A 26806-nucleotide genomic window follows, 5' to 3' on the forward strand; every position below is an offset into this window, starting at 1 on the left:
GACGTGCCACCCGCGGCCGGAGTAGAGCGCGGCCGTGGCGGCACCGAGGCCGCCCCCGGCTCCGGTGATGACGACGACGGGGGTGTCCGAGGCGGAGGCGGAGGTCATACCGCCGACGGTACCGGCGCGGCGGGGCCACCGGCAGGGGCTTCGGCGCGGGAACCGGTGTATCGGCCCCGCCCGGTCAGGTACCGACGGCCAGCCCGAGCTTGCCGGCCAGACGGTCGATGTAGGCCAGCACCTCCTCCTCGGACCTGTCCGGGGTTCCGTAGACGAGCTCGTGCACCCCCAGCTCGCGGTACATCTCGATCTTCTCGGGGATCGGCTTGCCGTCGAGCACCACGATGTACGGCTCCCCCTCGCGACCGGCCTCCGCCCACAGCTCCCGCAACTGCCGGACGCTTCCCGCGATGTCCTGGGAGATCGGGGTGGTCATCCAGCCGTCGGCGCTGCGGCAGATCCACTTGAAGTTCTTCTCGTTGCCCGCGGCGCCGACGAGGGTGCGGGGACCACCCGCCTGGACGGTCTTGGGCCAGGCCCAGCTGGGACCGAAGTCCACGAACCGCCCGTGGTACTCGGCCTCGTCCCGGCTCCACAGTTCCCGCATGGCCTCGAGGTACTCGCGCAGCATGGTGCGGCGCAGCGAGGGCGGGACGTTGTGGTCCGCCATCTCGTCGAGGTTCCAGCCGTACCCCACCCCCAGCACCGTGCGGCCACCCGAGAGGTGGTCGACCGAGGCGATGGTCTTGGCCAGGGTGATCGGGTCGCTCTCGACCGGGATCGCGACGGCCGTGCCGAGGCGGATCGTCGAGGTGACCGAGGACACCGCGGCGAGCGCGACCCACGGGTCGAGCGTGCGGCTGTAGCGCTCGTCGGGCAGCTCGGCCCCACCGGTGCCCGGATGCGCGGCCTCGCGCCGGACCGGGATGTGGGTGTGCTCGGGGACGTAGAAGGCCGAGAACCCGGCGTTCTCCGCGGCCACGGCGGCCGTGGTCGGCCGGATCCCCCGATCGCTGGTGAACAGGGTGAGTCCGAATTCCATGGGCGCTCCTCGTGCGGTCGGGCCGCCGGCCGACACCTGACCAGACAGGTGTCCAGCGGCAGTTCCCGACAGACTAGCGCACGGCGGCCGCGATGGGCGGGCACTCCTCGCCCGGGGCGCAGTCGGCGGGATCACCCGGTGCGAGGTGCAACCGCTGCATGGTGTGGTCCGAGACGTAGCGGAAGATCTCGTTGCCCGGAGTGGTGCGCGACAGGGCGTCCGCCGCGAGCAGCATGACCGCTCCGGTCCACGTGCTCAGCTCCACCGGCCAGCGCTTGCCGTCGGCGAAGACCAGTCCGGTCCAGTAGGAGCCGTCGGTGTCCCGCAGGTGCTGCATGTTGGTGAACTGCTGGAGCGCCTGCTCGTGCCGCCCGGCGGCCTCGAGCGCGAGTACGAGCTCGCACGTCTCGGCACCGGTGACCCAGGGCCGGTGGTCCACACACCGGATACCCAGGCCGTCGACGACGAACCGGTCCCAGAGCGAGTCCAGCCTGTCCTGGGCCTGATCCCCCACCATCACCCCACCGAGGACCGGGTAGTACCAGTCCATCGAGAACTCCGTCTTGGGCGTGAACAACTCGGGGTGCGCCCGCAGGGCGTGTCCGAGGGAGTCGGCGGCGGCGTCCCAGTCCGGGGCCGTCCCCCCGAGCTCCTCGGCGATCGCCACGCCACACCGCAGGGCGTGGTGGACGCTCGACGAACCGGTGATGAGCGCCTCCTCACAGAAGCCCTCCTCACCGGCACCCCACCACATCTGACCGTCCGGGCCCTGGAACGTCAGGACCAGGTCGAGCGCCCTGCGCACCGTCGGCCACATGGACTCCACGAATCCCGGCCGGGCGGTGACGAGGTGGTGGTGCCACACCCCGACCGCGACGTAGGCGCAGAAGTTGGAGTCGGTGTCCGCGTCGACGATCACGCCGTCCTGCCACCGCACCGGCCAGGAGCCGTCACCGCGCTGGGTGTCGCGCAGGAACCCGTACGCCTTCTCGGCGGCCTCCCACTGGCCGGCCACCGACAGGCCCATGGCCGACTCCACGTGATCCCACGGGTCGGTGTGCCCGCCCGTGAACCACGGGATCTCACCGTTCGGTCGCTGCACGGAGGCGATCCACTCGCCGGTGGCCCGCACCGCGTCGGCGTCGAGGACCCCCGGGACGCTGGGGACGGGACGGGACCGGTCTACGCCGGAGTTGGTGGTGAGCACGGACGATCAGGCCTCCGCGGGCTTGCGTAGGTAGAACACGATGGACTTGCCCATCACCGGGTTGAGCAGCTTCTCGGCGGTCCGGGTGACCCAGGGGCCCTTCATCAGGTCCCACACCAGAAGCTTGTGATAGGCCTTGGGCAGCGGGTGGTCGTCGTTCTCCGTACCCACGGCGCACTTGAGCCACCAGTAGGGGGCGTGCAGCGCGTGCGCGTACCCGGTGCCGGTGACCTCCAGGCCGGCGGCGCGGAGCTTGAAGCCCAGTTCCTCGGCGGTGTAGATGCGGCAGTGCCCGCCCGGGTTGGAGTGGTAGGCGTCCGAGAGCTTCCAGCACAGCTTCTCCGGCCACTCACGCGGCACGGTCACCGCGGCGACCCCACCCGGCTTGAGGATCCGCACCAACTCGGCGATCGCCCGGGTGTCCTCCGGGACGTGCTCGAGCACCTCGGAGATGAGCACCAGATCGAAGGTGCCGTCCTCGTAGGGCATGTTCAGCGCGTCGCCGGTCACCGCCTCGCCCCTGGACTCCGGCAGGCCCTCACCCTCGGCCTCCATCGCGGCGAGCATCTCGGTCACCTGCCGCATCTCGTCCGCGTTCTGGTCGAAGGCGGTCACGTCGGCCCCGCGGCGGTACAGCTCGAAGGTGTGTCGGCCGAGGCCGGCTCCCACGTCGATGGCTCGCATGCCGGGAGTGACCCCGAGACGGGCGAAATCGGCGGTCAGCATGCGGCGTCCTCCTGCTCACGGATGTCGTACTCCCCGGAACCCGGGAGCACCTCGGGCACGTCGTCGGTGACGTGCTCGTCAATCTCTGTCTGGTCCGGCCCGATGACCGGACCGACGGTCAGGTCCGGGAGCGTCTCGCCCCGGACCCTGGCGATCGCCGTCTCGTAGACCTCGACGGTCCTCCTGGCCACGGCGGCCCAGCTGTAGCGCTCCATCACACGCTCCCGCCCACCCTGCGAGAGTCGTCGACGCTCCAGCGGATCGGACAGCAGCGCGCTGATCTGGCGGGCGAGCTCGTCGACGTCGCCGGGTGCGACCAGTCGGGCGGCCGAGTCATCGGTGCCCACGACCTCCGGCAGCGCACCCGCGCGGCTGGCCACCACCGCACACCCGCTGGACATGGCCTCGACCGCGGGGAGCGAGAAGCCCTCGTACATGCTCGGGACCACCGAGATCTCGGCGGTGCCCACGAGCTCGGCCAACTCGTCGTCGTCGACCCCCGACACCAGGTCCACCGCGTCGCGCAGGCCGAGGGAGTCCAGCAGCCTGGAGGCCTCCCCCTTCCGCTTGAGCTTGGAGATCAGGGTGAGCCGCACCCCGGGATGCTCCTCGCGGACCTTCGCCAGCGCCCGCAACAGGATGGGGACGCCCTTGAGCGGCTGGTCGGCGCTGGCCACGCAGACCAGGCGTCCGGGCTCGCGGTCGCGGCGGTCGTGGAAGCGGTCGGTGTCCACACCGAGCGGGATCGTCACGATCCGCTCCGGGTCCACCCCGAAGTCGGAGGCGATGTCCTCGGCCGAGTTGCTGGAGACGGTGATGATCTCCTCGAGCTTCCGGGACACCCGGATCTGCATACCCAGGAACCCGAACCAGCGCCAGGTCGTGAGCTTCTTGCGCAGCGGGGCCTCTTTCATGGCGAGGTCCCGGTCCCGGGTGATCGGGTGGTGCACCGTGGCGACCACCGGGAACCCGGCCTCCTCGAGCGTCAACAGGCCGCTGCCGAGGCACTGGTTGTCGTGCACCACGTCGAAGTCGGCCAACCGCGGCGTGAGCGCCCGCGCCGCGCGCAGGCTGAAGGTGCGCGGCTCCGGGAAGCCGGCGGTCCACATGGTGGCCACCTCGAGGAGGTCGATCCTGTCGCGGATCTCACGCGGGTGCGGCGTGCGGAACGGGTCGGCGTCGTTGTACAGGTCCAGGCTCGGCACCCTGGTGAGCGTGGGCCCCGGGTCGAGCTCCGGGTACGGCTGACCGGAGAACACCTCGACGGTGTGGCCCAGTGCGGCCAGCTCACGGCTCAGGTGACGGACGTAGACGCCCTGCCCGCCGCCGTGTGGCTTGCTCCTGTACGAGAGCAGTGCGATCCGCACTTCTCGATCGCCCCCTTCCGGTCATCCGGCCCCGGACCGCCCGCGAGGACCGCGGCGGCTCAGGGCACATCGAGCAAGTCTAGAACACGTTCGCGGCCAGCGACGACACGGCCGGGCCGACGCACCGGACCCCCGGGCGCTCGGGGCGCCCGGGGGTCCGGTGTTCGTTCGGGTCGGCCGGTGACCGACCCGACGGGTCGGGTCAGTAACCCAGGTCGTCCAGGCGGACCGACGCGCCGGTGGCGTCGCCGAACCCGTCCTCGGGACCGTAGAAGCCGTCGCCGTAGTCCGGGATGGAGTAGGCGGCCGCGCGGGCCTCCTCGGTGGGCTCGACCGTCGAGTTGCGGTACCGGTTGATGCCGGTACCCGCCGGGATGAGCTTACCGATGATGACGTTCTCCTTGAGGCCCACGAGCTTGTCCGAACGCCGGTTGATGGCGGCGTCGGTGAGCACGCGGGTGGTCTCCTGGAAGGAGGCCGCCGAGAGCCACGAGTCCGTGGCCAGCGAGGCCTTGGTGATACCCATGAGGACCGGGCGCGCCGAGGCCGGCGAGCCGCCCTCGGTGAGCACGCGACGGTTCTCCGCCGTGAGCTCCGCGCGCTCGACCAGCGCACCGGGCAGGAACTCGGTGCTGTTGGACTCGTTGATCGCGACGCGACGCATCATCTGGCGGACGATGACCTCGAGGTGCTTGTCGTGGATCGACACACCCTGTGCGCGGTAGACCTTCTGCACCTCGTCGACGAGGAACTTCTGGACCCCGTTCGGGCCGAGGATCGCCAGCACCTCGTGCGGGTCCGCCGGCCCCTCGAGCAGGGCCTGACCCCGCTCCAGGTGGTCGCCGTCGACGATCGGACGGGACGACCCGTCCTCGAGGATGATGTGCGCGAGGCCCTGACGCTTGGACAGCTTCTCGTACACGATCTCTTCCGCACCGTTGTCCGGCACGATCGTGATCGTGTAGAAACGCTCCTCCTCCTCGAGACGGATCCGGCCCGCCTCCTCGGCGATCGGCGCCTTGCCCTTGGGCACGCGTGCCTCGAAGAGCTCCTGCACACGCGGCAGACCACCGGTGATGTCGTCACCGACGCCACCCTGGTGGAACGTACGCATGGTCAGCTGCGTGCCCGGCTCACCGATCGACTGGGCGGCGACGATGCCCACGGCCTCGCCGATGTCGACCAGCAGACCGGTCGCCATGGAACGGCCGTAGCAGGTGGCGCAGACTCCCGTGCCCGTGGTGCAGGTGAGGACCGAGCGGACCTTGACCTTCTCCACTCCCGCGGCGATGAGCGCCTCGATCGTCGGGTCACCGAGGTCGGTGCCGGCGGCCACGACGACCGCGCCGGAGGCGTCGACGGCGTCCTCCGCGAGGGTACGGGCGAACGTCGAGGTCTCGACGTGCTCGTCCCGGGAGAGCACGCCGGTCTCGACGCCGTGCGCGTCCACCTCGCGGCGGGCGATGACCGTCTCGATGCCCTTGCTCGTGCCACAGTCCGTCTCGCGGACGATGACGTCCTGGGAGACGTCGACGAGACGACGCGTGAGGTAACCCGAGTCGGCCGTACGCAGCGCGGTGTCGGCCAGACCCTTACGCGCACCGTGCGTGTTCATGAAGTACTCGAGCACCGTCAGGCCCTCGCGGAACGAGGACTTGATGGGCTGCGGGATGAACTCGCCGTTCGGACGCGTCACCAGGCCCTTCATGCCCGCGAGCGCACGGATCTGGGTCATGTTGCCCGCCGCGCCGGACTTGACGATCGTCGGGATCGGGTTGGAGTCCGGGTAGTTGGCCTCCATGGCCTGACCGATCTCGTCGGTGGCCTCCTGCCAGAGCTTGACCAGGTCGCTCTTGCGCTCCTCGTCGGTGATCTTGCCCAGCCCGAACTGCGACTCGAGTCGCGCCGCCTTGGCGTCGTACGAGGCGAGGATCTCCTTCTTGGCCGGCGGGACCAGCACATCGGACATCGCGATGGTGACGCCCGAGCGGGTGGCCCAGTAGAAACCGGTGTCCTTAAGCTTGTCCACCGTCTGCGCCACGACGATCATCGGGTAGCGCTCGGCCAGGTCGTTGATGATGACGGCCTGGCGCTTCTTGGGCATCTGCTCGTTGACGAACGGGTAGTCCGCCGGGAGCAGCTCGTTGAACATGACGCGGCCCAGCGTGGTCTCCGCGATCCACTCCTGGCCGGGGGTCCAGCCCTCGGGGAACAGCTCCGCCTCGATCTCGGCGGGGGGCCGCTGCTGCGACATCCGCACCCGGATCGGCGCGTGGATGTCCAGCACCTTCAGATCGACGGCCATGATGGCCTCGGACGGGTTCGAGTACACGCCGGTGGCCGGGGCGTCTTCCGCCGCCGGGACGTAGGCACCGGTGGCGCCCTCGTCGAGGCGGGTCAGGTAGTACAGGCCCGTCACCATGTCCAGACGCGGCATGGCGAGCGGGCGGCCCGACGCCGGCGACAGGATGTTGTTCGAGGCCAGCATGAGGATGCGGGCCTCGGCCTGCGCCTCCGCGGACAGCGGGAGGTGCACGGCCATCTGGTCACCGTCGAAGTCGGCGTTGAAGGCCTCACACACCAGCGGGTGCAGCTGGATGGCCTTGCCCTCGACGAGCTGCGGCTCGAAGGCCTGGATGCCGAGGCGGTGCAGGGTGGGTGCGCGGTTGAGCATCACCGGGTGCTCGGCGATGACCTCTTCGAGCACGTCCCACACCTGGTCGCGCTGACGCTCGACCATCCGCTTGGCGGACTTGATGTTCTGGGCGTGGTTGAGGTCCACCAGGCGCTTCATGACGAACGGCTTGAACAGCTCGAGCGCCATCAGCTTGGGCAGTCCACACTGGTGCAGCTGGAGCTGCGGACCCACGACGATCACGGAACGACCCGAGTAGTCGACGCGCTTGCCGAGCAGGTTCTGACGGAACCGGCCCTGCTTGCCCTTGAGGAGGTCCGAGAGCGACTTGAGCGGACGGTTGCCCGGGCCCGTGACGGGCCGGCCGCGACGACCGTTGTCGAACAGCGCGTCCACGGACTCCTGCAGCATCCGCTTCTCGTTGTTGACGATGATCTCGGGGGCACCGAGATCCATCAGTCGCTTGAGGCGGTTGTTGCGGTTGATCACGCGGCGGTAGAGGTCGTTGAGGTCCGAGGTGGCGAAGCGCCCACCGTCGAGCTGGACCATCGGACGCAGCTCCGGCGGGATCACCGGGACGGCCCCGAGCACCATCGCGGCCGGGTGGTTCCCGGACCGCAGGAACGCGGAGACGACCTTGAGTCGCTTGAGGGCGCGGATCTTCTTCTGACCCTTGCCGTTGCGGATGATGTCGCGGAGGTTCTCGGCCTCGGTCGCGAGGTCGAAGTTCTCCAGCAACGACTGGATCGCCTCGGCACCCATGCCGCCCTCGAAGTACTCGCCGAAGCGGTCCTCGAGCTCGCGGTAGATGCCCTCGTCCACGATGATCTGGTTGATCTCGAGCTTGGTGAAGGTGGTCCAGATCTCCTCGAGACGGTCCAGCTCGCGCTGGGCCGACTCGCGGATCTTCTTCATCTCCTTCTCGCCGCCGTCCTTGACCTTGCGGCGCTGGTCGGCCTTGGCGCCCTCGGCCTCCAGCTCGGCCAGGTCGGCCTCGAGCTTCTTGGCGCGCGCCTCGATGTCCGAGTCCCGCTCGTCCTCGATGATCTTGCGCTCCTCGAGGATCTGCGCCTCGAGGGTGCTGAGCTCGTTGTGGCGCAGGTCCTTGTCCACGCCGGTGATGACGTAGGCCGCGAAGTAGATGATCTTGTCGAGGTCCTTGGGCGCGAGGTCCAGCAGGTAGCCGAGCCGCGACGGGACGCCCTTGAAGTACCAGATGTGCGTGACGGGCGCGGCCAGCTCGATGTGGCCCATCCGCTCACGACGCACCTTGGCACGGGTCACCTCGACGCCACAGCGCTCACAGATGATGCCCTTGAAGCGCACGCGCTTGTACTTGCCGCAGTAGCACTCCCAGTCCCGGGTGGGGCCGAAGATCTTCTCGCAGAACAGGCCCTCCTTCTCCGGCTTGAGGGTGCGGTAGTTGATGGTCTCGGGCTTCTTGACCTCGCCATAGGACCAGTTGCGGATGTTCTCCGCGGTCGCGAGGCTGATGACCAGCTCGTCGAAGTAGTTGACGTCCTGCACGTAGGCGTCCTTTCCCGTATGGGATGGTGGCGGGCCCCTCGCGGGGTGGGGCCGGTGTGGGGCCCGCCGTGGTGGAACTGAATTAGTCGGATGCGGGGCGCCGATGGTGCACGCCCCCGGCGCCTACTGCGCCAGCTCGTCTGCCGCCGAGGACTCGTCGCGGGAGAGATTGATCCCCAGGTTCGCGGCGGTGCGGTCGAGGTCGTCGTCCTCGGCGCCCTCGCCCAGGGAGACCGCCTGGCCGTCGCTGGAGAGCACCTCGACGTTGAGGCACAGCGACTGCAGCTCCTTGAGCAGGACCTTGAACGACTCCGGGATCCCGGGCTCCGGGATGTTCTCGCCCTTGACGATCGCCTCGTACACCTTCACGCGACCCACGACGTCGTCGGACTTGATCGTGAGCAACTCCTGGAGCGTGTACGCGGCACCATAGGCCTGCATCGCCCAGCACTCCATCTCACCGAAACGCTGGCCACCGAACTGGGCCTTACCGCCGAGCGGCTGCTGGGTGATCATCGAGTACGGACCCGTGGAACGGGCGTGGATCTTGTCGTCCACCAGGTGGTGCAGCTTGAGGATGTACATGTACCCCACGGACACCGGGTACGGGAAGGGCTCACCCGACCGACCGTCGATCAGGGTCGCCTTGCCGTCGGCCTCGACCATCCGCTCGCCGTCACGGTTCGGGAGGGTGCAGCCGAGCAGGCCGGTGATCTCCGTGTCCGCCGCACCGTCGAAGACGGGGGTCGCCGTGTTGGTGCCGGCCTCGACGCTGTAGATCTCCTCCGGCAGCTTGGTCGCCCACTCGGGGAGGGAACCGTCCGCCTCGCGGGGCACCTCCCAGCCCGCCTTGGCCAGCCAGCCGAGGTGGGTCTCCATGATCTGACCGATGTTCATACGACGCGGGACGCCGTGCGTGTTGAGGATGATGTCCACGGGCGTGCCGTCGGGCATGAACGGCATGTCCTCGGCGGGGAGGATCTTGCCGATGACGCCCTTGTTGCCGTGGCGGCCGGCGAGCTTGTCGCCGTCCTGGATCTTGCGCTTCTGCGCCACGTAGACGCGGACCAACTCGTTGACGCCGGGGGGCAGGTCGTCGTCGTCGTCACGCGAGAACACGCGGACGCCGATCACCTTCCCGGACTCACCGTGGGGCACCTTCAGCGACGTGTCGCGCACCTCGCGGGCCTTCTCACCGAAGATGGCGCGCAGCAGGCGCTCCTCCGGGGTGAGCTCGGTCTCGCCCTTGGGCGTGACCTTGCCGACCAGCACATCGCCGTCACGGACCTCGGCGCCGATGCGCACGATGCCACGGTCGTCCAGGTCCGCGAGGACCTCGTCGGAGACGTTGGGGATGTCGCGGGTGATCTCCTCGGCGCCCAGCTTGGTGTCGCGGGCGTCGATCTCGTGCTCCTCGATGTGGATGGACGTCAGCACGTCCTCCTCCACCAAGCGCTGCGAGAGGATGATCGCATCCTCGTAGTTGTGGCCCTCCCACGGCATGATCGCCACGAGCAGGTTCTTGCCCAGCGCCATCTCACCGTTCTCGGTGCAGGGTCCGTCGGCGAGGACCTGGCCGGCCTCGACGCGCATCCCCTCGTCCACGATCGGCTTCTGGTTGGAGCAGGTGCCCTGGTTGGACCGCGCGAACTTGGCCAGACGGTAGGTCTGACGACCACCGTCGTCGTCCATGACGGTGATGAAGTCGGCCGAGACCTCCTCCACCATGCCCGCACGGGTGTTGACGACGACGTCGCCCGCGTCCACGGCCGCGCGCAGCTCCATGCCGGTGCCGACGAGCGGCGCCTCGGAACGCACGAGCGGGACCGACTGGCGCTGCATGTTCGCACCCATCAGGGCGCGGTTGGCGTCGTCGTGCTCGAGGAACGGGATCATCGCGGTGGCGACGGAGACCATCTGCCGCGGCGAGACGTCCATGTAGTCGACGTCCGTACCCGCGACGACCTCGACGTCACCGTGCTTCTTGCGCACGAGGACGCGGTCCTCGACGAACCTGCCGTCCGCGTCGATCTCCGAGTTGGCCTGCGCCACGACGTGGCGGTCCTCCTCGTCGGCGGTCAGGTAGTCCACCTGGTCGGTGACGGCGCCGTCGACGACCCGGCGGTACGGGGTCTCGATGAAGCCGAACGGGTTGACCCGGGCGTAGACCGAGAGCGAGCCGATCAGACCGATGTTCGGACCCTCGGGGGTCTCGATCGGGCACATGCGGCCGTAGTGCGAGGCGTGCACGTCGCGCACCTCGAGGCCGGCGCGCTCGCGGGAGAGGCCACCGGGGCCCAGGGCCGACAGGCGCCGCTTGTGGGTCAGGCCCGACAGCGGGTTGTTCTGGTCCATGAACTGCGACATCTGGGAGGTTCCGAAGAACTCCTTGAGCGCGGCGGTGATGGGCCGGATGTTGATCAGCGACTGCGGGGTGATCGCCTCGGAGTCCTGCGTGGTCATCCGCTCGCGGACCACACGCTCCATCCGGGACAGGCCCACGCGGACCTGGTTCTGGATGAGCTCGCCGACGGTACGCAGACGACGGTTGCCGAAGTGGTCGATGTCGTCGACGTCGACCGGGACCTCGCGGCCACCGGCGACCTGCATCGAGCTCTCGCCCGCGTGGAGGCGCACGAGGTACTCGATGGTGGCGGCGATGTCCTCACGCGTGAGCGTGGTGGTGTCGTCACCCTCGGGATCCGGCAGACCGAGCTTGCGGTTGACCTTGTAGCGGCCGACGCGGGCCAGGTCGTAGCGCTTCTCCTTGAAGAACAGGTTCTCCAGCAGCGCCTCCGCGGACTCGCGGGTCGGCGGCTCGCCCGGACGCAGCTTGCGGTAGATCTCGAGCAGGGCCTGGTCCGTGTCCTCGACCGTGTCCTTCTCGAGCGTGGACATCATGATCTCGGAGAAGCCGTAGCGCTCCTTGATCTCGGTGGTGGTCCAGCCGAGCGCCTTGAGCAGCACGGTCACGGACTGGCGGCGCTTGCGGTCGATGCGCACACCGACCGTGTCGCGCTTGTCCACGTCGAACTCGAGCCACGCGCCACGCGACGGGATGACCTTGACGGAGTGGACGTCGCGCTCCGTGGACTTGTCGCGGCTCCGGTCGAAGTACACGCCCGGCGAGCGGACGAGCTGCGAGACGACGACGCGCTCGGTGCCGTTGATGATGAACGTGCCCTTGTCCGTCATCATCGGGAAGTCACCCATGAAGACGGTCTGCGACTTGATCTCGCCCGTCTCGGTGTTCTCGAACTCGGCGGTGACGAACAGGGGCGCCTCGTAGGTGCGGTCCTTCTCGCGGCAGTCCTCCATGGAGGCCTTGACCTCTTCGAAGTACGAATCCGAGAACGAGAGCGACATGGATCCGGAGAAGTCCTCGATCGGGGAGATCTCCCTGAGGATCGACTCCAGGCCTCCCTCGAGGTTCGTGACGCCGCGTGACGCGGCCCTCTTCTGCCACTCCTCCGACCCGATGAACCACTCGAACGACTCCGTCTGGAGGTCGAGCAGTCCCGGGACCGGCAACGGCTCGGAGAGTTTCGCGAACGAGACCCTCCGGGGCGCACCGGGAACGGTGGAAACTGACTTGGTCTGGCGGGAGACTGCCAAGATGGGTCCTTCCAGCACCTCACGTGATCACCACGGGCGGTGACCACAGATGTATCTGCGAGCGGTCCGCCGACGGGTATCCACCCAGATCCGACCCGATCGAGGACTCGGAAAACACCCGGTGGGACCGGGGACGAGCCGTCACGGACGGACGAGAGTGCAAATAGCAGCCAGCGCAACGACCTAATCTAGTCGATAGCGGCGCGGAAGTCCAGCCGTCGACAGGGGCGACCCCGGAGGCTGTTCTATGTCGGGCGCGTCGTCCGTCGCTGCGCTGGTTGCCCTCGTGGCTCTCGCCTCATCGGCTCCCAGTCGGGACGTCGCACCCGGACCGTGTCGCACTCAACCTCTACGGCACTCGCCCCATGCCCCTAAAGGGTGACGGGTGAAAGCACTTTCGTCAAGGATCTGGCACGGTCGGTTGCCGGATCGGTTCCCGACCAGTCCTCGTCAGGAGGGCAGATCCGGGATCCTCGACAGTTTCCACACGCCGTCGATCCTGTCCAGACCGACGAGATAGGTGCCGCTGGTACTTCCCGCAGCCGCGCCGTCCCTGGTCATCGACACATCCTGGACCAGCAACACCTCGGCCTTGTCGCCCTGCAGGTAGGCGAGACCGGCCTCGCGGACCTCTGCGTCGACGCTCGTCGCGGACTGCTCGTAGCTGTCACGCAACGCGGGCCAGTTCTCGTCCAACTCGTTGACGAGCTTCGGGGTGAGGAATTCCCCCAGGGAATCGTGATACTCGTCGAGGGTCTCGTGATCGATCGCCACGAGCCGCTGGACGTTGGTCGTCGCTGCCGAGAGGACCTCCTCGGTGGCCTCCCGGTCAACGAACGCCCTGTTGTCCACGTCGACCCCGGGTTCCGTCGCCAGGAACGCCCCGATGGCCCCGGCGGCCAGCCCCGTCGCGATGGCGGAGTACGCGATCGTGCGACCACCGGGCCGACGGCCGGCACGCCGTTCCCCGCGACCCGCCCCGGTTCCGTCGCCGCCCACCTCGTCGTCTCGTGCGTCCCACGACGTGGGGTCCGTGGCGGTCCCGCCCTCGGGTCGGGTCTGTCCGGCGTGTCCGGCCAGCCGCCTACGGGGCGCCGGATTGACCGACTTCTGGGTTCTCTTGATCGGTGGCATCAGCGACTGTCGTCCTTCGTCATCGTCCGGCGGAGGTGGTCGGCGCGGGGGTCGACTCCTCCTCGGTGGCCGGGTCGTCCTGTTCCTCCGGAGCGTCGAGCTCCTCCACGGACCGACCGGACTCGCCTACCGGGACCGTCACACCCACCTGGTTGACCGCGTCGGCCTTCCAGGTGCCGTCCTCTCGCGTCAGGTCCACGCGCATCGCCTGACGGCCTGTGATGTCGTCCTGGCCCTCCCGCTCGGAGTGGGCGGTGAACACTACGAGGACGGCCGCGTCGCCGGCCTCGAGATCCAGGGTCTCGACAGCGGTGTGCGAGACCGTCGCCGTGGTGACCGCCTTCTGCTCCACCACGCGCGTTCGCACATCGTCGGCCCACTGCTCCTGCTCGGCGAGGAACTCACCGGCCGAGGCCTCCGCCAACTGCTCGAGCGATTCGTCGACGTTCCGGTGGTCGAAACTGAAGGCGTTGATTATCACCTGCGCGGCGACGTCGGAGGCCGCCTCGCGCTCGGTCGCCACCTCCTGGGCCGCCCGCGCCTGGGTGTACCGCACCCCGAACACCACCAGCGTTGCCAGCCCCGCCACGAGGATACTCACCGCGAGGACCACCAGCCATCTCGGCACGGTCCCCGTCCCCCCGGGGCGGCGCGCATCCCCGTCCGTTACCTGCGAACCCATGGCGGCGACACTACCGGACCCACCGTCCGCCGAGTCGCCGCCCCGCCGCACGGTCACCGGGGGATCAACCCCTGCAACACCGCGAGCTGCGTGGCCGCCACGGACAGGTTGGCCCTGTCGGGGTCGATCTTGGGCTTGGCGTCCCAGGGCTGCGGCACGTCCGGGTGCGCGTACTCCACCCGGTCGGCACCGCGGACGGCGATGGGGCTGCCGAAGGGCACGGTGCACTGCGCGTCGTAGTTGGGCGGGAAGTTCTGTTCCTGCCAGTCGAAGGACGGGTCCTGCGCCTTCATCTGGTCGATGATCTCCCACGTACCTTCGTATCCTTGCGTACACGCTGGTGGGTTGTTCGTCTCGAGGGACAGACCGAAGTGGATTGTCCCGTCCCCCGGGGCGACGGACATCCCGGCGGCGGCCAGTACCGGCAACAGCTGCAGCAACACCTTGAACGACGGGGCCAGTGGATCGATCGTCTTCATCGTGGCCGCCAGGTTCCGCACGGTTCCGGAGAGCGGGGCGCCGGAGTTCTCCACCAGATAGCGGGCCTCGTCGGCGAACTCCGGTCCCGTGGTGATCAGCCGTTCCAGGTCGGAGTCCGAGTCACGCAACGCCTCGGTGACCGTCCTGAGATCGCGGGAGAAACTGACGATCTCACCGGACTGGTCGGCCTGCGTCTCCAGGACGGTCGCCCCGTCGCGGATTAGCGTCTGCAACTGCGGCATGGTGCGGATACCGGACTCGGAAATCCGGATGAGGGAGTCCGAGAGTCGCTCCAGTTGGGGTCCCCGGCCCTGGAACGCCTTGCCGAGTTCATCGACGGTCACCTCGAGATCGTCCAAGGGGACCGATCGGGAAAGGTCGTCGACGGAGGCCAACAGGTTCTCGACGGGTACCGGCAACGCCTCACGTCCGGCGGAGACCACGTCCCCGTCCTCGAGATACGGCGCCGAGCTGCTGTTGGGTCGCAAGTCCACGTACTGCTCTCCGATGGCGGAGCGGTTGGCGACCACGGCCTCGGTGTCCGCCGGGACGTCGGGGGCGCTCGAGTCGAGGTCGAGCTCGACTCGCACACCGTCGTCGGTGAGCGAGAGCTCGCCCACCCGTCCGATCGCCGTGCCGCGGTAGTTGACGGCCGCGTTGGTGAACACCCCGCCGGTCTCGGGTAGGTCCAGATAGACCTGGTACTGGCCGATCCCGAACAGCGAAGGTAAGCGAACGTAGTTGGCACCTACATAGGTGATCCCGACCGCGGCGATCACACAGAAGGCGATGAGCTGGGTGCGGAGTGTCTTGCTCATCGGTTTCCTGGCTCTCCTGGTTCAGGCAGGTAGTTCTCGGAGAACTCCGAGACTCCTGGTGCGGGCTTGGGCACCACCGCCCGGTCCATGACCGGCGGGACCGGCAGGAGCGGCAGCACGATGGTCGTCCGCCGGTCCGGGCCGTTGTCGCCGACCCACGGGTTCTGCGGGTCCACGACGTAGGGCCCGCTCGTGGTGTTCGGACGGCGAACCACCGGTTCGCCCTGATTCGCCCCCAGATTCCGGAGCGTCTCAGAGATCGTCGCGTCCACGGAGAGAAAGATGTTGGCCGCGCCGCCGACGGTCGCCGGGATAGACGAGTCCGGGAACGGGAAGGTGGGGACGAAACCGATCAGTTCGATGAGCTCCGGAGTCGACTCGCCGAGGGACTGCAGCACAGGGCGCAGCGCCCGCAGGTCGGCGATGAGGTCCTCCCTGCTGGTGAGCAGGACTTCCGAGCCGACCTGGCCCAGTGTGTCGACCCGGCGCAGCATCTCCACGAACTGCGAGCGCTGCTCCTCGAGCACCGCCACCCCGGCGGGCAGCTCGTCGAGCGCCGCCTCGATCTGCTGGCGCTGATCGTTGGCACGCGACGTCATGAGGTTCACGCCCTCGAGGGCTTCGGTGATGCTGTCGCGCTGCCGGTTCAGGCCCCCGATGAGCTCCTCCGCCGATCGCAGGGTCCGGGTGAGATCCTCCTCGCGGCCGTCGGTGGCCTTGCGCAGTTCGGCCACGATCGGTTGCAGTTGGTCCACGCCGCCGCCGTTGAGCAACAGCGACAGCGCGCCGAGAACCTGCTCGATGTCGGTAGCCGTGCGGGTGTCCGAACTGGCGATGACGTCACCGCCGGACAGCTCTCCGGTGGGCGGCTCGTCCTCCGGCGGGCTGAGCTGCACGAACTTCTCGCCAAGGAGATTGGTCTGCTGGATCGAGGCCTCGACGTTGGCGGGGAGCTCCGTGTCGCCGCGGAGGACGATGTCCACCTCTGCGGTCCACCCGTCCTCCGCCAGCGAGATACCGGACACGCGACCGGCGTCAAGACCATTGACCTTGACCGACGACTGCAGGACCAGGTCCAACACATCGTCGAAGCGGACGGCCACGTGCATGGGGTCCTCACCCAGGTCCGCGCCACCCGGCAGAGTGTAGTCCTCCAGATTCAACGAGCACCCCGCCGCGACGGCGGCCACGAGCGCGCTGGCACCGACCGCGCGGACGGCGCGACCGAGGATGGGCGTGGTCGGCCGGATCATCCCCGTCCCCCTTCCGAAGCGGGCGTCATCGGCCACCCGCGATTGCCCTGGACCGTCCCGGGAACCGGGACAGACTGATTCATCTCGCCAGCGAGGATGCCCAACGGCAGATCCGGGTTCGACGCTTGTAGATCGGCGTTGCGCTGCGGCGCGAGAGCCTCGCAAGCCTCGATATCGGCGCGCCGGAGGTTGTCGAGTTCGGCCAGCATCTGGTCCCCGGGGTTCAGGCGGCCAAGTGTCATGAGCTGGCACAGGACGCCGGCCGGGTCCTGCAACTCCGGGATGCCGAGACGTAAGGACAACAGCCCGGCCTCGGGGTCGTAGGCGCCGATGAGGTTGGACAGAGCCAACGGAGCAGTCTTGAGGATCTCCTCGATGTCGCCCCTCTGGTCCGCGGTGATCTGACTGAGTCTCACCAAACGGTCCGCATTGCTGCGGATCACGTCCTGGTTGTCCCGCACGACACGCGCGACGTCCGCGAGGGCGTAGCTCAGTTCGGCGAGGGCGCCCTGGAGGTCCTCGCGCTGACCAGCGACAGTCTGGTTGAAGGTCGACATCTGGGAGTTGAACTGCCTCACCTGGGCATCGTTCTGCGCGAGCATCGTGACGAACGACTGCAGATTGACCACGGTCTCGCTGATGTCCTGACTCGAATCCGCCAGCGTCGTCGCGGCCTGCGATAACTCGTCGATCGACCGCCCGAGTGCGGCACCGTTGCCTCCGAGCGTGTCCGCGGACGCGGTGACGAACCGGTCGAGAGCGCCGTCCTTGTTGGCACCCTCCGGGCCGAGAGCATCGGTCAGTTCCTCCACCGAGGCGTAGAGCTTGTCCACCTCGACCGGTGTCGCGGTCCGCTCGAGGGGGATGTGCGCGCCCGATTCCATCTTGGGGCCGCCTGAGTAGGCGGGCAGTAGTTGGACGTTACGGTCAGGGACGACCGAGGGCGTCACCTGGACCGCCTTGGCGTCCGCCGGGACGTCCACGCCCCGGCGGACGTGGAACTCGACCTCGACGGTCTCCCCCATCGGGGTCACCTTGTCGACGGAACCCACCGTGACCCCCAGGATCCGGACATCGGAGCCCTCCGATATTCCGACGGCTGTCGGGAAGGTGGCGGTGATGCTGGTGCGTCCGAACCCCGTGACGGCGAGGAAAATCACAGTCACGGCGGCCACGACGACGACGAGCAGCAGCCCGACGAACGAGTACGGCATCTTCTTGTGCATCAGTTGATCCCACTCTGTCTGGCCGGCGCGCGGGCGCCGGGATAGAAGGGCGGCTCAGGAATACCCGGCGGGACGAGGTTGGTGACCACGGTGTCGAACCATCTGCCCGAGCCCAGAAGGTTGGAGTACAGCCGATAGAAGGGCCCGAGGTTGTGGATGGATGCCCTCAGCTCTTCCTCGTGGTCGGTCAACACCGCCAGGGCGGAGTCGAGACTATCCAGGGTCGGCTTGAACTCGGCCTCGTTCTCCGCGACGAACCGGCGGAGTTCGATCGACAGTCCGCGCGTGGAGGCCAACACCAGCTTGAGACTCTCGGCGCGGTCGTTGAGTTCGCCCAACAACTGTCCGGTGCCGATGATCAGGCGCCGGAAGTCGTCATTACGGTCCGCCACGATCTGGGAGCTCGTACGCGTGGCCTCGAGTAGGTTCCGCAATTCGGCGTCCCGGCTGGACACGGTCTGCGACAGACGCGCCATGCCGTCGACCGCGCCCCGGAACTCCTCGGGCGACGCCTGCATCGTATCGGTGAGGGTGTCCAGGCTCGCTGCCAATTTGGCGTCATCGATCTCGTCGAGCGTCTCCGCTGCGGAGGAGAAAGCTGTGACCACGTCGTACGGGGCCACCGTCCGCTCAAGCGGGATCGGCTCCGACGTGTCGAGTTCCCCGGTTCCCGCCGGGCTCAGCGCGAGGTACTTCTGGCCGAGCACGGTCTTGAGTTGGATGCTCGCCCGGGTGTCGTCGCCGAGCCAGGCGTCCTTGGCCCGGAAGCCCACGGCCACCTTGTCGCCGTCGAGCGCCACGTCGGTCACGACGCCAACCTTGACGCCGGCCACGCGGACCTCGCTACCGTCCGCTAGCCCGGCGGCCTCGGAAAAGTAGGCTGTGTATTTGGGTCCCGCCCCGACGATCGGTAGCGCGTCGAGTCTGAACGACACGGCGGTCAGGGCGAGGATCACCAGGACCCCGATCGCTCCGATGGTGGCGTTGCTGAACCTCGGCTCGTTCGCACTGAGCTTGCTCATGGGATTCCCCCTGCGTGGCACCGGGGCGCGACGTTGGTGTACACCGGATGATTGATCGTGGGACCGCCGCTCGGAAGAAGGTTGGGCACGTTGGTGCCCGGGCCGTGCACCACGTCGAGTCCACAGAGATAGAACTGGAGCCAGGACCCGAACGAACTCATCCTGATGAGGTTGTCGGTCTTGCGCGGCAGGTTGATGAGAACCTCGCTGAGCGTGTCGCGTTTCGTCGTGATCTGGTCGGTGACCACCTTGAGGTGGTCGAGCGAATCCGTGACGGCGGGCCGCGTGGCGGTGACGATGTTCTCCGCCGACGAGGTCAGATCCGCCATCGAGTCGAGCGAACTGCCGATAGCGTCGCGTTCGTCGGCGAGTCCCTCGACGAGTTGCCTGGTGGTCACCACGAGCTGCTGGAACTGCACGTCCCGCTCGTTGATGGTCTCGAGGACCCGGGTGAGGTTGTCGATGACTTCGCCGATCACCTGATCCCGATCGGCCAGGTGGTTGGTCAGCTCACCAGTCTGGCGGACCAGGCTCGTCACGGTGCCGCCCTCCCCTTGCAGTACCCGCACCAGCGAGTCGGCGAGCGCGTTGACGTCCTCCGGCTGCAGGGTCGTGAAGAGCGGGCGGAAACCGTTGAACAGCGCCGTGAGATCGACCGCGGGCGAGGTCTTCTCGATTCCGATCGTGCTCCCTTCCTCCAGGGCCGATTGGACGGGTCCGGGCTCCCGGGAGATGTTCAGGTACCGCTGGCCGATCATGTTCCGGAACCGCAGTGCCAGGTGCACGTTGGCCGGCAGCGTGCGGTCGCCGACCAGGGTGAAGTCCACCTTAGCCAGGTCGCGTTCGTGGATCTCCATCCCGGTGATGTTGCCCACCACGACGCCGGCTATCCGGACGTCGTCGCCCTCCTCCAGCATGGTCACGTCGGAGAAGATCGCAGAGTACTCCGTACCTTCCGCCCGGGTGCCGCCCCTGATGGTCACGGCGAGGACCGAACTGAGCAGCACTGTGACCACGATGAAGACCACCAGTTTGACGAATGACCCCAGCAGGCCGCCACGGAGTAGGGCCTTCAGTTTGGCGTTCATCGGAAACCGACCTCCGTTCCGCGAAGCGCCGGGGCGCCGATCTGGCCGATCCAGGCAGGGATCTCCTGCGCGCCGCGCGAGGACGCGACCCCCAGGACGGTTCGGACGGTGTCGGTCTCCAGCGGCGAGCCGGCGTAGGCCATAGCCACCACGTCGGTGTCCTGACCCGCGGTCACGGTTGACGGAAACGGCATATTGGGCTGCTCGGGCACCGCCCGCCCGGGAGCCGGGGGAACCGAGCCACGGTTACGGAGTGCCGGAACCGGCCCGTCCCGGAGAAGCGGATTGGGCAGAGTCGGGATGAACGCGGGCCCCGGATTGCGGGTGGGGATCTGGTAGCTCCCGTCGGCGATCGCCCCGCCGGGGGCCCCGCCGAAGATGAACGGCTCCTGCGCCGGGTCGTAACAGCGGGGACCGCGGGTGTCGAAGAACCGCGGCTCGTCCTGGTTGGGCACGTAACGCCCTCTGGGATTGACGAGCTCGAGCGTCACCCGGATGGCGGGGTGCTCGGTGCCCACGCCCAGGATGGCGTCGGACCGGTCCAGAAGGGTCATGAAATTCCCCACCGAGCACGGTAGTGCTGGCGAATACTCAGCCAGGTACTCCAGGGAGGTGCGCGAGTCCACCGCCAGGGAGATGAGGTCGTTGCGGTTCGCGGCGAGGAAACCGGTGAGGACCTCGGACGACTCGCTGATCCGCCGCAGTCCGTCGGCGATGTCGGGGCGGCGCTGGACCACCGTGTCGCCGGTGGTGCGCAGAGCGTCCAGAGCGTTGATGAGATCAGGCAGCGCCTCGGAATAGGTCTGGGAGAATGTCGCCAGATCCTCCAGCCCGGATTCCAGAGCGGGCAACTCCTGGTTGATGCCGTCGAAGACCTGTCCGATCTCGACCAGGCTGGCGCCGATCTCGTCCCCACGGCCTGACAACGCCTGGTTGATCGCGCCGAGCGTGCCCGCCAGTTTCTCCGGCGGGACCGCCTCGAGAACGGGGAGTAGCCCGTCGAGGACGCGCCCCAACTCGATCGCGTTGCCGCGGGTGTCCTGCTCGATGGTCGCTCCCGGTTCGAGCGTCCCCACGGGCTGATCGGGGAACCCCAGGTCGACGAACCGCTCACCGAACAACGTCTTGGGGAGCAGGCGGCCACTGACGTTGGCCGGCAGTTGTTCCATGAGCGCCGGGTCGAACTCCATGTTGATCTGCACGCGGTCCCCGTCGGGTTCGACACCGGAGACGCGGCCCACGAGGACACCGCGCGCCTTGACGTCGGCGTCGTTCGGCAGCGCGAACGCCATGTCGTCGGTGTACAGGGTGACGCCGTCCGAGTCGGTGAAGGCGCGGTTGTAGATCGCGATGGTGGTCCCGACGAACGCCAGGACGATAATGATGAAAAGGGCGGCCAGCAACCGCTTGGAGAGAACGGAGAGCTCGTTCATCCCGCCACCCGCACAGTCGTGGTCGTGCCCCAGAGGGCGAGTCCGACGAAGAAGTTGAGGATCGCCACCACGACGATCGTGGTGCGGACTGCGCGCCCCACCGCCACGCCGACGCCGGCCGGGCCCCCGGACGCGGTGTAGCCGTAGTAGCAGTGGATCATCACCAGCACGAAGGCGAAGATGATCACCTTGATGAAGGAGTAGATCACGTCTTCCGGAGGCAGGAACAGATGGAAGTAGTGGTCGAACGACCCTGTGGACTGTCCTTGAATCATGGTGTTGACCCCCCGCGTGGCGAGGTATGACGAGAGCAGACCCACGACGTAGAGCGGAATGACGGCGACGAACCCGGCGATGACCCGAGTGGTGACGAGGTACGGCACGCTCGGAATCGCCATGACCTCCAGGGCGTCGATCTCCTCGGAGATCCGCATGGCACCGAGCTGGGCGGTGAAACCGCAGCCGACGGTGGCGGACAGGGCGAGCGACGCCACCATGGGGGCGACCTCGCGGGTGTTGACGTAGGCGGACAGGAACCCGGTGAGGACAGAGCTACCGATCTGGTCGAGGGCTGAGTACCCCTGCAGGCCGACGACGACCCCGGTGAACCCGCTCATCATGGCGATGACGCCGATGGTTCCGCCCAGGACCGCCAGTGTGCCGACTCCGAAGGTCAGCTCCGCGATCAGACGCAGCACCTCGTGCCGGTAGTGGACGATCGTCTGGGGGATCCAGCGAATCGCGCGCAGGTGGAACGCGAGCTGGTCTCCCAGGGAGTCGAACGAGCTGATCGGGCCGCGGACGAGGGCTCTCAGCCGGGCCCTCGTGGGTCCGACATCAGTATGGATCGCCATTACGACCGCACCGGGGGAACGATCTGCAGGTACATCGCCGTGAGGATGAGGTTGGCGAAGAACAGCAGGAGGAAAGTCAGGACGACGCCGAGGTTTACAGCGTCGCCGACCCCCTTCGGCCCGCCCTTGGGATTCATGCCACAGTACGAGGCGACGACGCCGGCGATCAGTCCGAAGATCAGCGCTTTGATCGAGGACATGATGAAATCGGGCAACTGGGCGAGGGCCCCGAAGGACATCAGATAGGCACCCGGGGTGCCGCCCTGCAACATGATGTTGAACACGTAACCACCGGAGATCCCGACGATGGAGACGAGCCCGTTCAGGAGCACCGCGACGAGCATCATGCCGAGCACCCGGGGGACGACGAGTCGTTGGATGGGGTCGATCCCCAGGACGCGCATCGCGTCGAGTTCCTCGCGGATGGAGCGGGCGCCCAGATCAGCGGCCACCGCCGACCCGGCGGCGCCCGCGATAAGCAGCGAGGTCACCAGCGGCGCGCCCTGCTGCACGACGGCGAGGACGCCGGTCGCTCCCGTATAGGCCTCAGCCCCGAGCTGCTGGACCAGCGAGCCCGTCTGCATCGCCACGACCGCCCCGAAGGGGATCGCGACCAGTGCCGACGGCAGGATCGTCACGGACGCGATGAACCACGACTGCTCGATGAACTCTCGGAACTGGAACGGCCTCCTGAAGACCCCTCTGAACACCTCGAGGAACAGTCGGAAGACCGTACCGGCGCCGCCCACCGCAGTCCGGACACCTCCGCCGACATCTGCTGGCGACACACCGGCCTTCACCGCGGGTTGCTGGTTCACGCCCTCCGTCATGCCTTTCCTCCGATCTCTCCGGCGTCCTCGGACCCATTAGGACCCGTAGTGGTCGTCGACAGCCGCTGACTGCCGCCACCCGCAGCGCCCGTGGTGGCGTCGACCGGCGCCGACGCTGTGACCCTACTGTTACCGTGGCCGCGGGCCGCCCACTCCTCGCGGATGGCGGTCTGGGCGCCCTCGGGGAGGGTGTCCAGCATCTCGGCCACACGCTTCTCACGGCGGATCTCACCCCGGCGCTCGGGGCCGCCCGGGGTGGGCTGCATCTGTGGCGGGACACCCGTGACCTCGTCGGCTCCCGGGGACCCGTCGTTGTGGCCGGCGTCCGCCTGTGCCTGCTCCTCGCGCATCTGCGCGTCGTCCTTCTCCTCGGACATCCCGATCGGTCCCAGCCTGGAACCGCGCAGGAACTGGCGGACCGAGGGCTCCTCGCTCGTGAGCAGCACCTCGCGGGGACCGAACATCACGAGCTTCTTGCGGTAGAGCATGCCCAGGTTGTCCGGGACGGTCCGGGCGAGGTTGATGTTGTGCGTCACGATGAGGATGGTGGCGTCGATCTGGGCGTTGATGTCGATGAGCAGCTGAGCCAGGTAGGTGGTGCGGACCGGGTCGAGGCCCGAGTCGGGCTCGTCGACGAGGATGATCTCCGGGTCCAGCACCAGGGCGCGGGCCAGGCCTGCGCGTTTACGCATACCGCCGGAGATCTCGCCGGGCAGTTTGCCCTCCGCCCCGGTGAGTCCGGTGAGCTCGAGCTTCTCCATGACGATGTCACGGATCTCACTCTCCGACTTCTTCGTGTGCTCCCGCAGCGGGAACGCGACGTTGTCGTAGAGGTCCATGGACCCGAACAGTGCACCGTCCTGGAACAGGACGCCGAACAGCTTGCGGATCTCGTAGAGCTCCTTGGCTGTGCACTGCAGGATGTCAGTGCCGTCGATGATGATCTTGCCGCGCTCCGGGCGCAGCAGCCCGATCAGGGACTTGAGGAACACCGACTTACCGGTACCCGACGGACCGAGCAGCGCACTGACCTCGCCCTCGGGAAGGGTGAACGAGACGTCCTCCCAGATCTTCTGCGATCCGAAGGACTTGGTCAGTCCCTCGACAGATATCTCGATACCCACGTCACCACTCCTCACTGCAGCCATCATCTGTGGCCACGGTCACTGTAAACTACCGCTTGGAGCGCGTGCTTCGTTACATACCGATAAGTAATGTATCGCAACGAACCTCGTCGGACCGACCTGCAGAAATGCCTGTGGGGCGGTCCGGCGACATCGCCGGACCGCCCCACAGGAGACGTGGTGCGTCAGATCACTTGAGGGTGACCGTCGCGCCGGCCTCCTCGAGCTTGGTCTTGGCGGCCTCGGCGGCCTCCTTGTCGACCTTCTCGACGATCGCCTTGGGGGCGGACTCGACGAGGTCCTTGGCCTCCTTGAGGCCCAGGCCCGACACGAGCTCGCGCACGACCTTGATGACGCCGATCTTCTTGTCGCCGGCCGACTCGAGGACGACATCGAACTCGTCCTGCTCGGCGGCGGCCTCGCCACCGGCAGCCGGGGCGCCGGCAGCGGCGACGGCGACCGGAGCGGCCGCGGTGACCTCGAAGGTGTCCTCGAAGAGCTTCACGAACTCGGAGAGCTCCAGAAGAGTCATCTCCTTGAAGGCCTCGAGCAGCTCGTCGTTGCTGAGCTTCGCCATGGTGGCGTCCTTTCTGTTGGTCCCGGTGCCGTCAGACGGCCCGGAAGCATGTGGGGTTATCAGTTCTTCTTGTCCTCGAGCGCCGCGAACAGACGTGCCAGCTGCGAAGCGGGCGCGTTGAACAGGCCGGCGGCCTTGGTCTGGTTACCCTTGAGGGCACCGGCCATCTTCGCGAGCAGGACCTCGCGGGACTCGAGATCGGCGATCTTGTCGAGTTCGGTGGCGGACAGCGATGAGCCGTCCATGACACCGCCCTTGATGACGAGCGCCTTGTTGTCCTTGGCGAAGTTCTTGAGCGCCTTGGCGGCGTCCACGACCTCACCGGTGACGAACGCGATGGCGGTGGGACCGGACAGGAGGTCATCGAGACCCTCGACTCCGGCTTCCTCAGCCGCACGCTTGACCAGGGTGTTCTTGGCCACGGTGTACGTGGCCGCGTCACCCAGCGTCTTGCGCAGTTCGGTGACCTGCGGGACGGAGAGTCCGCGGTACTCGGTGACCACGGCGGTCGTGGAGTTCTGGAAGTGCTGCTTGATCTCCTCGACGGCCTGGACCTTTGCGGGCTTTGCCATGTTTCGCCTCCTTTCTGCATCATCTCGCCCGAGAAAACACGAACGCCCCGTGCGCAGGTGGCACGGGGCGTGGAGGAGCTGGCACGGGCCCCTGGGGACCCACGGCACATCCGACGCTGACCGGTGTTCTCCTGCGCGGGCCGTCCGGGCGCTCCCGGACCCTTCGACCACCCCCGGCGGGAGCGGCGACCTGCGGTCTTCGGTGAAACTTGATCAGGTGCCCGAGAGCAGAGCTCCCAGGCGTTCAAACTTCCCCATCAGGGTATAGGCGGCGGGTCGCCGCCGCCAAATCGGCGGGCCACCGGGGAATGGCGGGTCGGGCGTGTTTCTGACACTGTTGTGCCGTGCCCCCCGCCTCGTCCCGCGTCGCCGTCATCTACAACCCCATCAAGGCCGGAGTCGATGAGGTTCGTCGCCGCACGGCCGAGAGGGCCGCTCTGCACGGCTGGACCGATCCGGTGTTCTACGAGACGACCGAGGAGGATCCGGGCGTGGGTCAGGCCGAGGAGGCCGCCGCGAGCGGTGTCGGCCTGGTGCTCGCCTGCGGCGGCGACGGCACCGTGCGTTCGGTCGCCCAGGGCCTGGTCGGCACCGGCATCCCCATGGGCGTGGTCCCGCTCGGCACCGGCAACCTGCTCGCCCGGAATCTGGACATCCCGTTGGATGACGTGGACCGCGCCGTCCGCGTGGCCATGAGCGGCCGGAGCCGGGGGGTCGACCTCGGCCTGGTCCGCTACACCGACGGCGACGGGCACACCCACGACGACGTCTTCCTCGTCATGCTCGGCGCCGGCATGGACGCGGACATGATCGCCGGCACCCACGACGGCCTCAAGGCCAGGGTGGGATGGCTCGCCTACGTGGGCGCCTTCGCCAACACACTGCTCCGCGGCCACCGGATCAAGGTGGAGTACTCGCTCGACGACGGACCGGAGATCCACACCCGGGCGCGGACCCTGCTGGTGGCCAACTGCGGGATGCTCCAGGCCGGGATGATCCTGCTGCCCGACGCCGTGATCGACGACGGTCTCCTCGATGTGTTGGCGTTGCGGGCCAAGGGCGCCCTCGGTTGGGTCCAGGCCGGCGCGGTGCTGGTCCACCACACCTTCCAGCATCAGCTCACCCCGGCACTACGGAGGGGCTCCTCCCACGTCGAGGGCAAGGAGAAGCACCAGACCCGCCCACTGGACTTCCGTCAGGGTGAGGGGGTCTCGGCCCGGATCCTGGAGAAGCCCGCGTCGTTCCAGATCGACGGCGAGGAGTGCGGCACCGTCACCGAGTTCTCGGCGTGGATCAAGCGTCGGGGACTCACGGTGCGTGTCGCACACTGACCCTGCAGGAGTGTTCTCCCCGGGGTCGCGCCGCTCCGGTGGCGTCGCCGCCCAGGGAACGGGTGGTCGCGCTGCCCGGTCTGGGTAGCGTGTGGGTCGAGGAGACCGCCCGCCCGGGGTTCGGGGCGAGCGGGTCACACGGTGGGTGCGAACAGCTCGCACGGCGGACTGGCGGGGGCGGGTCATGGAGATCTTCGACGGACAGCGGACGGACCGGCTGACTCACGACCCGGCGGCCACGCCGCCGGGCGGCGCCCCCGACG

20 protein-coding genes are annotated in these 26806 nt (G+C 67.9%); 1 reads left to right on the plus strand and 19 read right to left on the minus strand.

The genetic code is table 11. The annotated features are described in order from the left end of the window. Window positions 1–184: 184 nt before the first annotated feature. The 19 genes from G6021_RS01995 to rplJ form a co-directional block, all read right to left on the minus strand. Window positions 185–1042 (minus strand): LLM class F420-dependent oxidoreductase, encoded by an 858-nt coding sequence (locus tag G6021_RS01995; RefSeq protein ID WP_179525960.1) that lies wholly within the window; start codon window positions 1040–1042, stop codon window positions 185–187. Between the two features lie 73 nt (window positions 1043–1115). Further along, a complete protein-coding gene (locus G6021_RS02000) occupies window positions 1116–2249 on the minus strand; it encodes a prenyltransferase (RefSeq protein ID WP_182640563.1) in 1134 nt (377 codons plus the stop codon). Window positions 2250–2255: 6 nt separating this feature from the next. Next, window positions 2256–2975 (minus strand): class I SAM-dependent methyltransferase, encoded by a 720-nt coding sequence (locus G6021_RS02005; protein ID WP_182609596.1) that lies wholly within the window; start codon window positions 2973–2975, stop codon window positions 2256–2258. Then, window positions 2969–4342 (minus strand): glycosyltransferase family 4 protein, encoded by a 1374-nt coding sequence (locus G6021_RS02010; protein ID WP_182609595.1) that lies wholly within the window; start codon window positions 4340–4342, stop codon window positions 2969–2971. Before G6021_RS02010 ends, G6021_RS02005 begins: the two co-directional genes overlap by 7 nt. A gap of 202 nt (window positions 4343–4544) precedes the next feature. Next, window positions 4545–8504, minus strand: a complete 3960-nt coding sequence (locus G6021_RS02015; RefSeq protein WP_182640564.1) for a DNA-directed RNA polymerase subunit beta' — start codon at window positions 8502–8504, stop codon at window positions 4545–4547. A 123-nt stretch (window positions 8505–8627) separates the two neighbouring features. Beyond that, window positions 8628–12137 carry a DNA-directed RNA polymerase subunit beta gene (locus tag G6021_RS02020; RefSeq protein WP_179523159.1) on the minus strand — a complete coding sequence of 1170 codons (3510 nt, stop codon included), beginning with the start codon at window positions 12135–12137 and terminating at the stop codon, window positions 8628–8630. A 432-nt stretch (window positions 12138–12569) separates the two neighbouring features. Continuing rightward, window positions 12570–13253 carry a hypothetical protein gene (locus G6021_RS02025; RefSeq protein WP_182609594.1) on the minus strand — a complete coding sequence of 228 codons (684 nt, stop codon included), beginning with the start codon at window positions 13251–13253 and terminating at the stop codon, window positions 12570–12572. 19 nt (window positions 13254–13272) lie between these two features. Further along, window positions 13273–13935, minus strand: a complete 663-nt coding sequence (locus G6021_RS02030; RefSeq protein WP_063971933.1) for a hypothetical protein — start codon at window positions 13933–13935, stop codon at window positions 13273–13275. Between the two features lie 53 nt (window positions 13936–13988). Then, on the minus strand, window positions 13989–15233 hold the full coding sequence (locus tag G6021_RS02035) for an MCE family protein (protein ID WP_182640565.1): 1245 nt from the start codon (window positions 15231–15233) through the stop codon (window positions 13989–13991). Then, on the minus strand, window positions 15230–16486 hold the full coding sequence (locus G6021_RS02040) for an MCE family protein (RefSeq protein ID WP_182609592.1): 1257 nt from the start codon (window positions 16484–16486) through the stop codon (window positions 15230–15232). The genes G6021_RS02035 and G6021_RS02040 overlap by 4 nt, the downstream gene beginning before the upstream one ends. Continuing rightward, window positions 16483–17712 carry an MCE family protein gene (locus G6021_RS02045; RefSeq protein ID WP_096907029.1) on the minus strand — a complete coding sequence of 410 codons (1230 nt, stop codon included), beginning with the start codon at window positions 17710–17712 and terminating at the stop codon, window positions 16483–16485. Before G6021_RS02045 ends, G6021_RS02040 begins: the two co-directional genes overlap by 4 nt. Then, window positions 17712–18734 carry an MCE family protein gene (locus tag G6021_RS02050; protein ID WP_182609591.1) on the minus strand — a complete coding sequence of 341 codons (1023 nt, stop codon included), beginning with the start codon at window positions 18732–18734 and terminating at the stop codon, window positions 17712–17714. Before G6021_RS02050 ends, G6021_RS02045 begins: the two co-directional genes overlap by 1 nt. Beyond that, window positions 18731–19822, minus strand: coding sequence for an MCE family protein (locus G6021_RS02055; RefSeq protein WP_182609590.1), 1092 nt, complete (start codon window positions 19820–19822; stop codon window positions 18731–18733). The genes G6021_RS02050 and G6021_RS02055 overlap by 4 nt, the downstream gene beginning before the upstream one ends. After that, a complete protein-coding gene (locus G6021_RS02060) occupies window positions 19819–21255 on the minus strand; it encodes an MCE family protein (protein ID WP_182609589.1) in 1437 nt (478 codons plus the stop codon). Before G6021_RS02060 ends, G6021_RS02055 begins: the two co-directional genes overlap by 4 nt. Further along, a complete protein-coding gene (locus G6021_RS02065; RefSeq protein ID WP_182609588.1) occupies window positions 21252–22109 on the minus strand; it encodes an ABC transporter permease in 858 nt (285 codons plus the stop codon). The genes G6021_RS02060 and G6021_RS02065 overlap by 4 nt, the downstream gene beginning before the upstream one ends. After that, window positions 22109–22939 (minus strand): ABC transporter permease, encoded by an 831-nt coding sequence (locus G6021_RS02070; protein WP_182609587.1) that lies wholly within the window; start codon window positions 22937–22939, stop codon window positions 22109–22111. Before G6021_RS02070 ends, G6021_RS02065 begins: the two co-directional genes overlap by 1 nt. Then, window positions 22936–24063 (minus strand): ATP-binding cassette domain-containing protein, encoded by a 1128-nt coding sequence (locus G6021_RS02075; RefSeq protein ID WP_347237921.1) that lies wholly within the window; start codon window positions 24061–24063, stop codon window positions 22936–22938. The genes G6021_RS02070 and G6021_RS02075 overlap by 4 nt, the downstream gene beginning before the upstream one ends. A 190-nt stretch (window positions 24064–24253) precedes the next feature. Continuing rightward, the gene (gene rplL / locus G6021_RS02080) at window positions 24254–24640 is read right to left on the minus strand and encodes a 50S ribosomal protein L7/L12 (RefSeq protein WP_007631805.1); all 387 of its coding nucleotides are present in this window, start codon (window positions 24638–24640) and stop codon (window positions 24254–24256) included. Window positions 24641–24699: 59 nt separating this feature from the next. Further along, a complete protein-coding gene (gene rplJ, locus G6021_RS02085) occupies window positions 24700–25212 on the minus strand; it encodes a 50S ribosomal protein L10 (RefSeq protein WP_182640566.1) in 513 nt (170 codons plus the stop codon). A 344-nt stretch (window positions 25213–25556) separates the two neighbouring features. On the opposite strand from rplJ, the gene G6021_RS17835 reads away from it, so the two are divergent. Beyond that, the gene (locus G6021_RS17835) at window positions 25557–26543 is read left to right on the plus strand and encodes a diacylglycerol kinase family protein (protein WP_179523166.1); all 987 of its coding nucleotides are present in this window, start codon (window positions 25557–25559) and stop codon (window positions 26541–26543) included. The last annotated feature ends 263 nt before the right edge of the window (window positions 26544–26806 follow it).

This window comes from Dietzia sp. CW19, assembly GCF_014145265.1.
GTDB classification, from domain to species: Bacteria; Actinomycetota; Actinomycetes; order Mycobacteriales; family Mycobacteriaceae; genus Dietzia; species Dietzia natronolimnaea.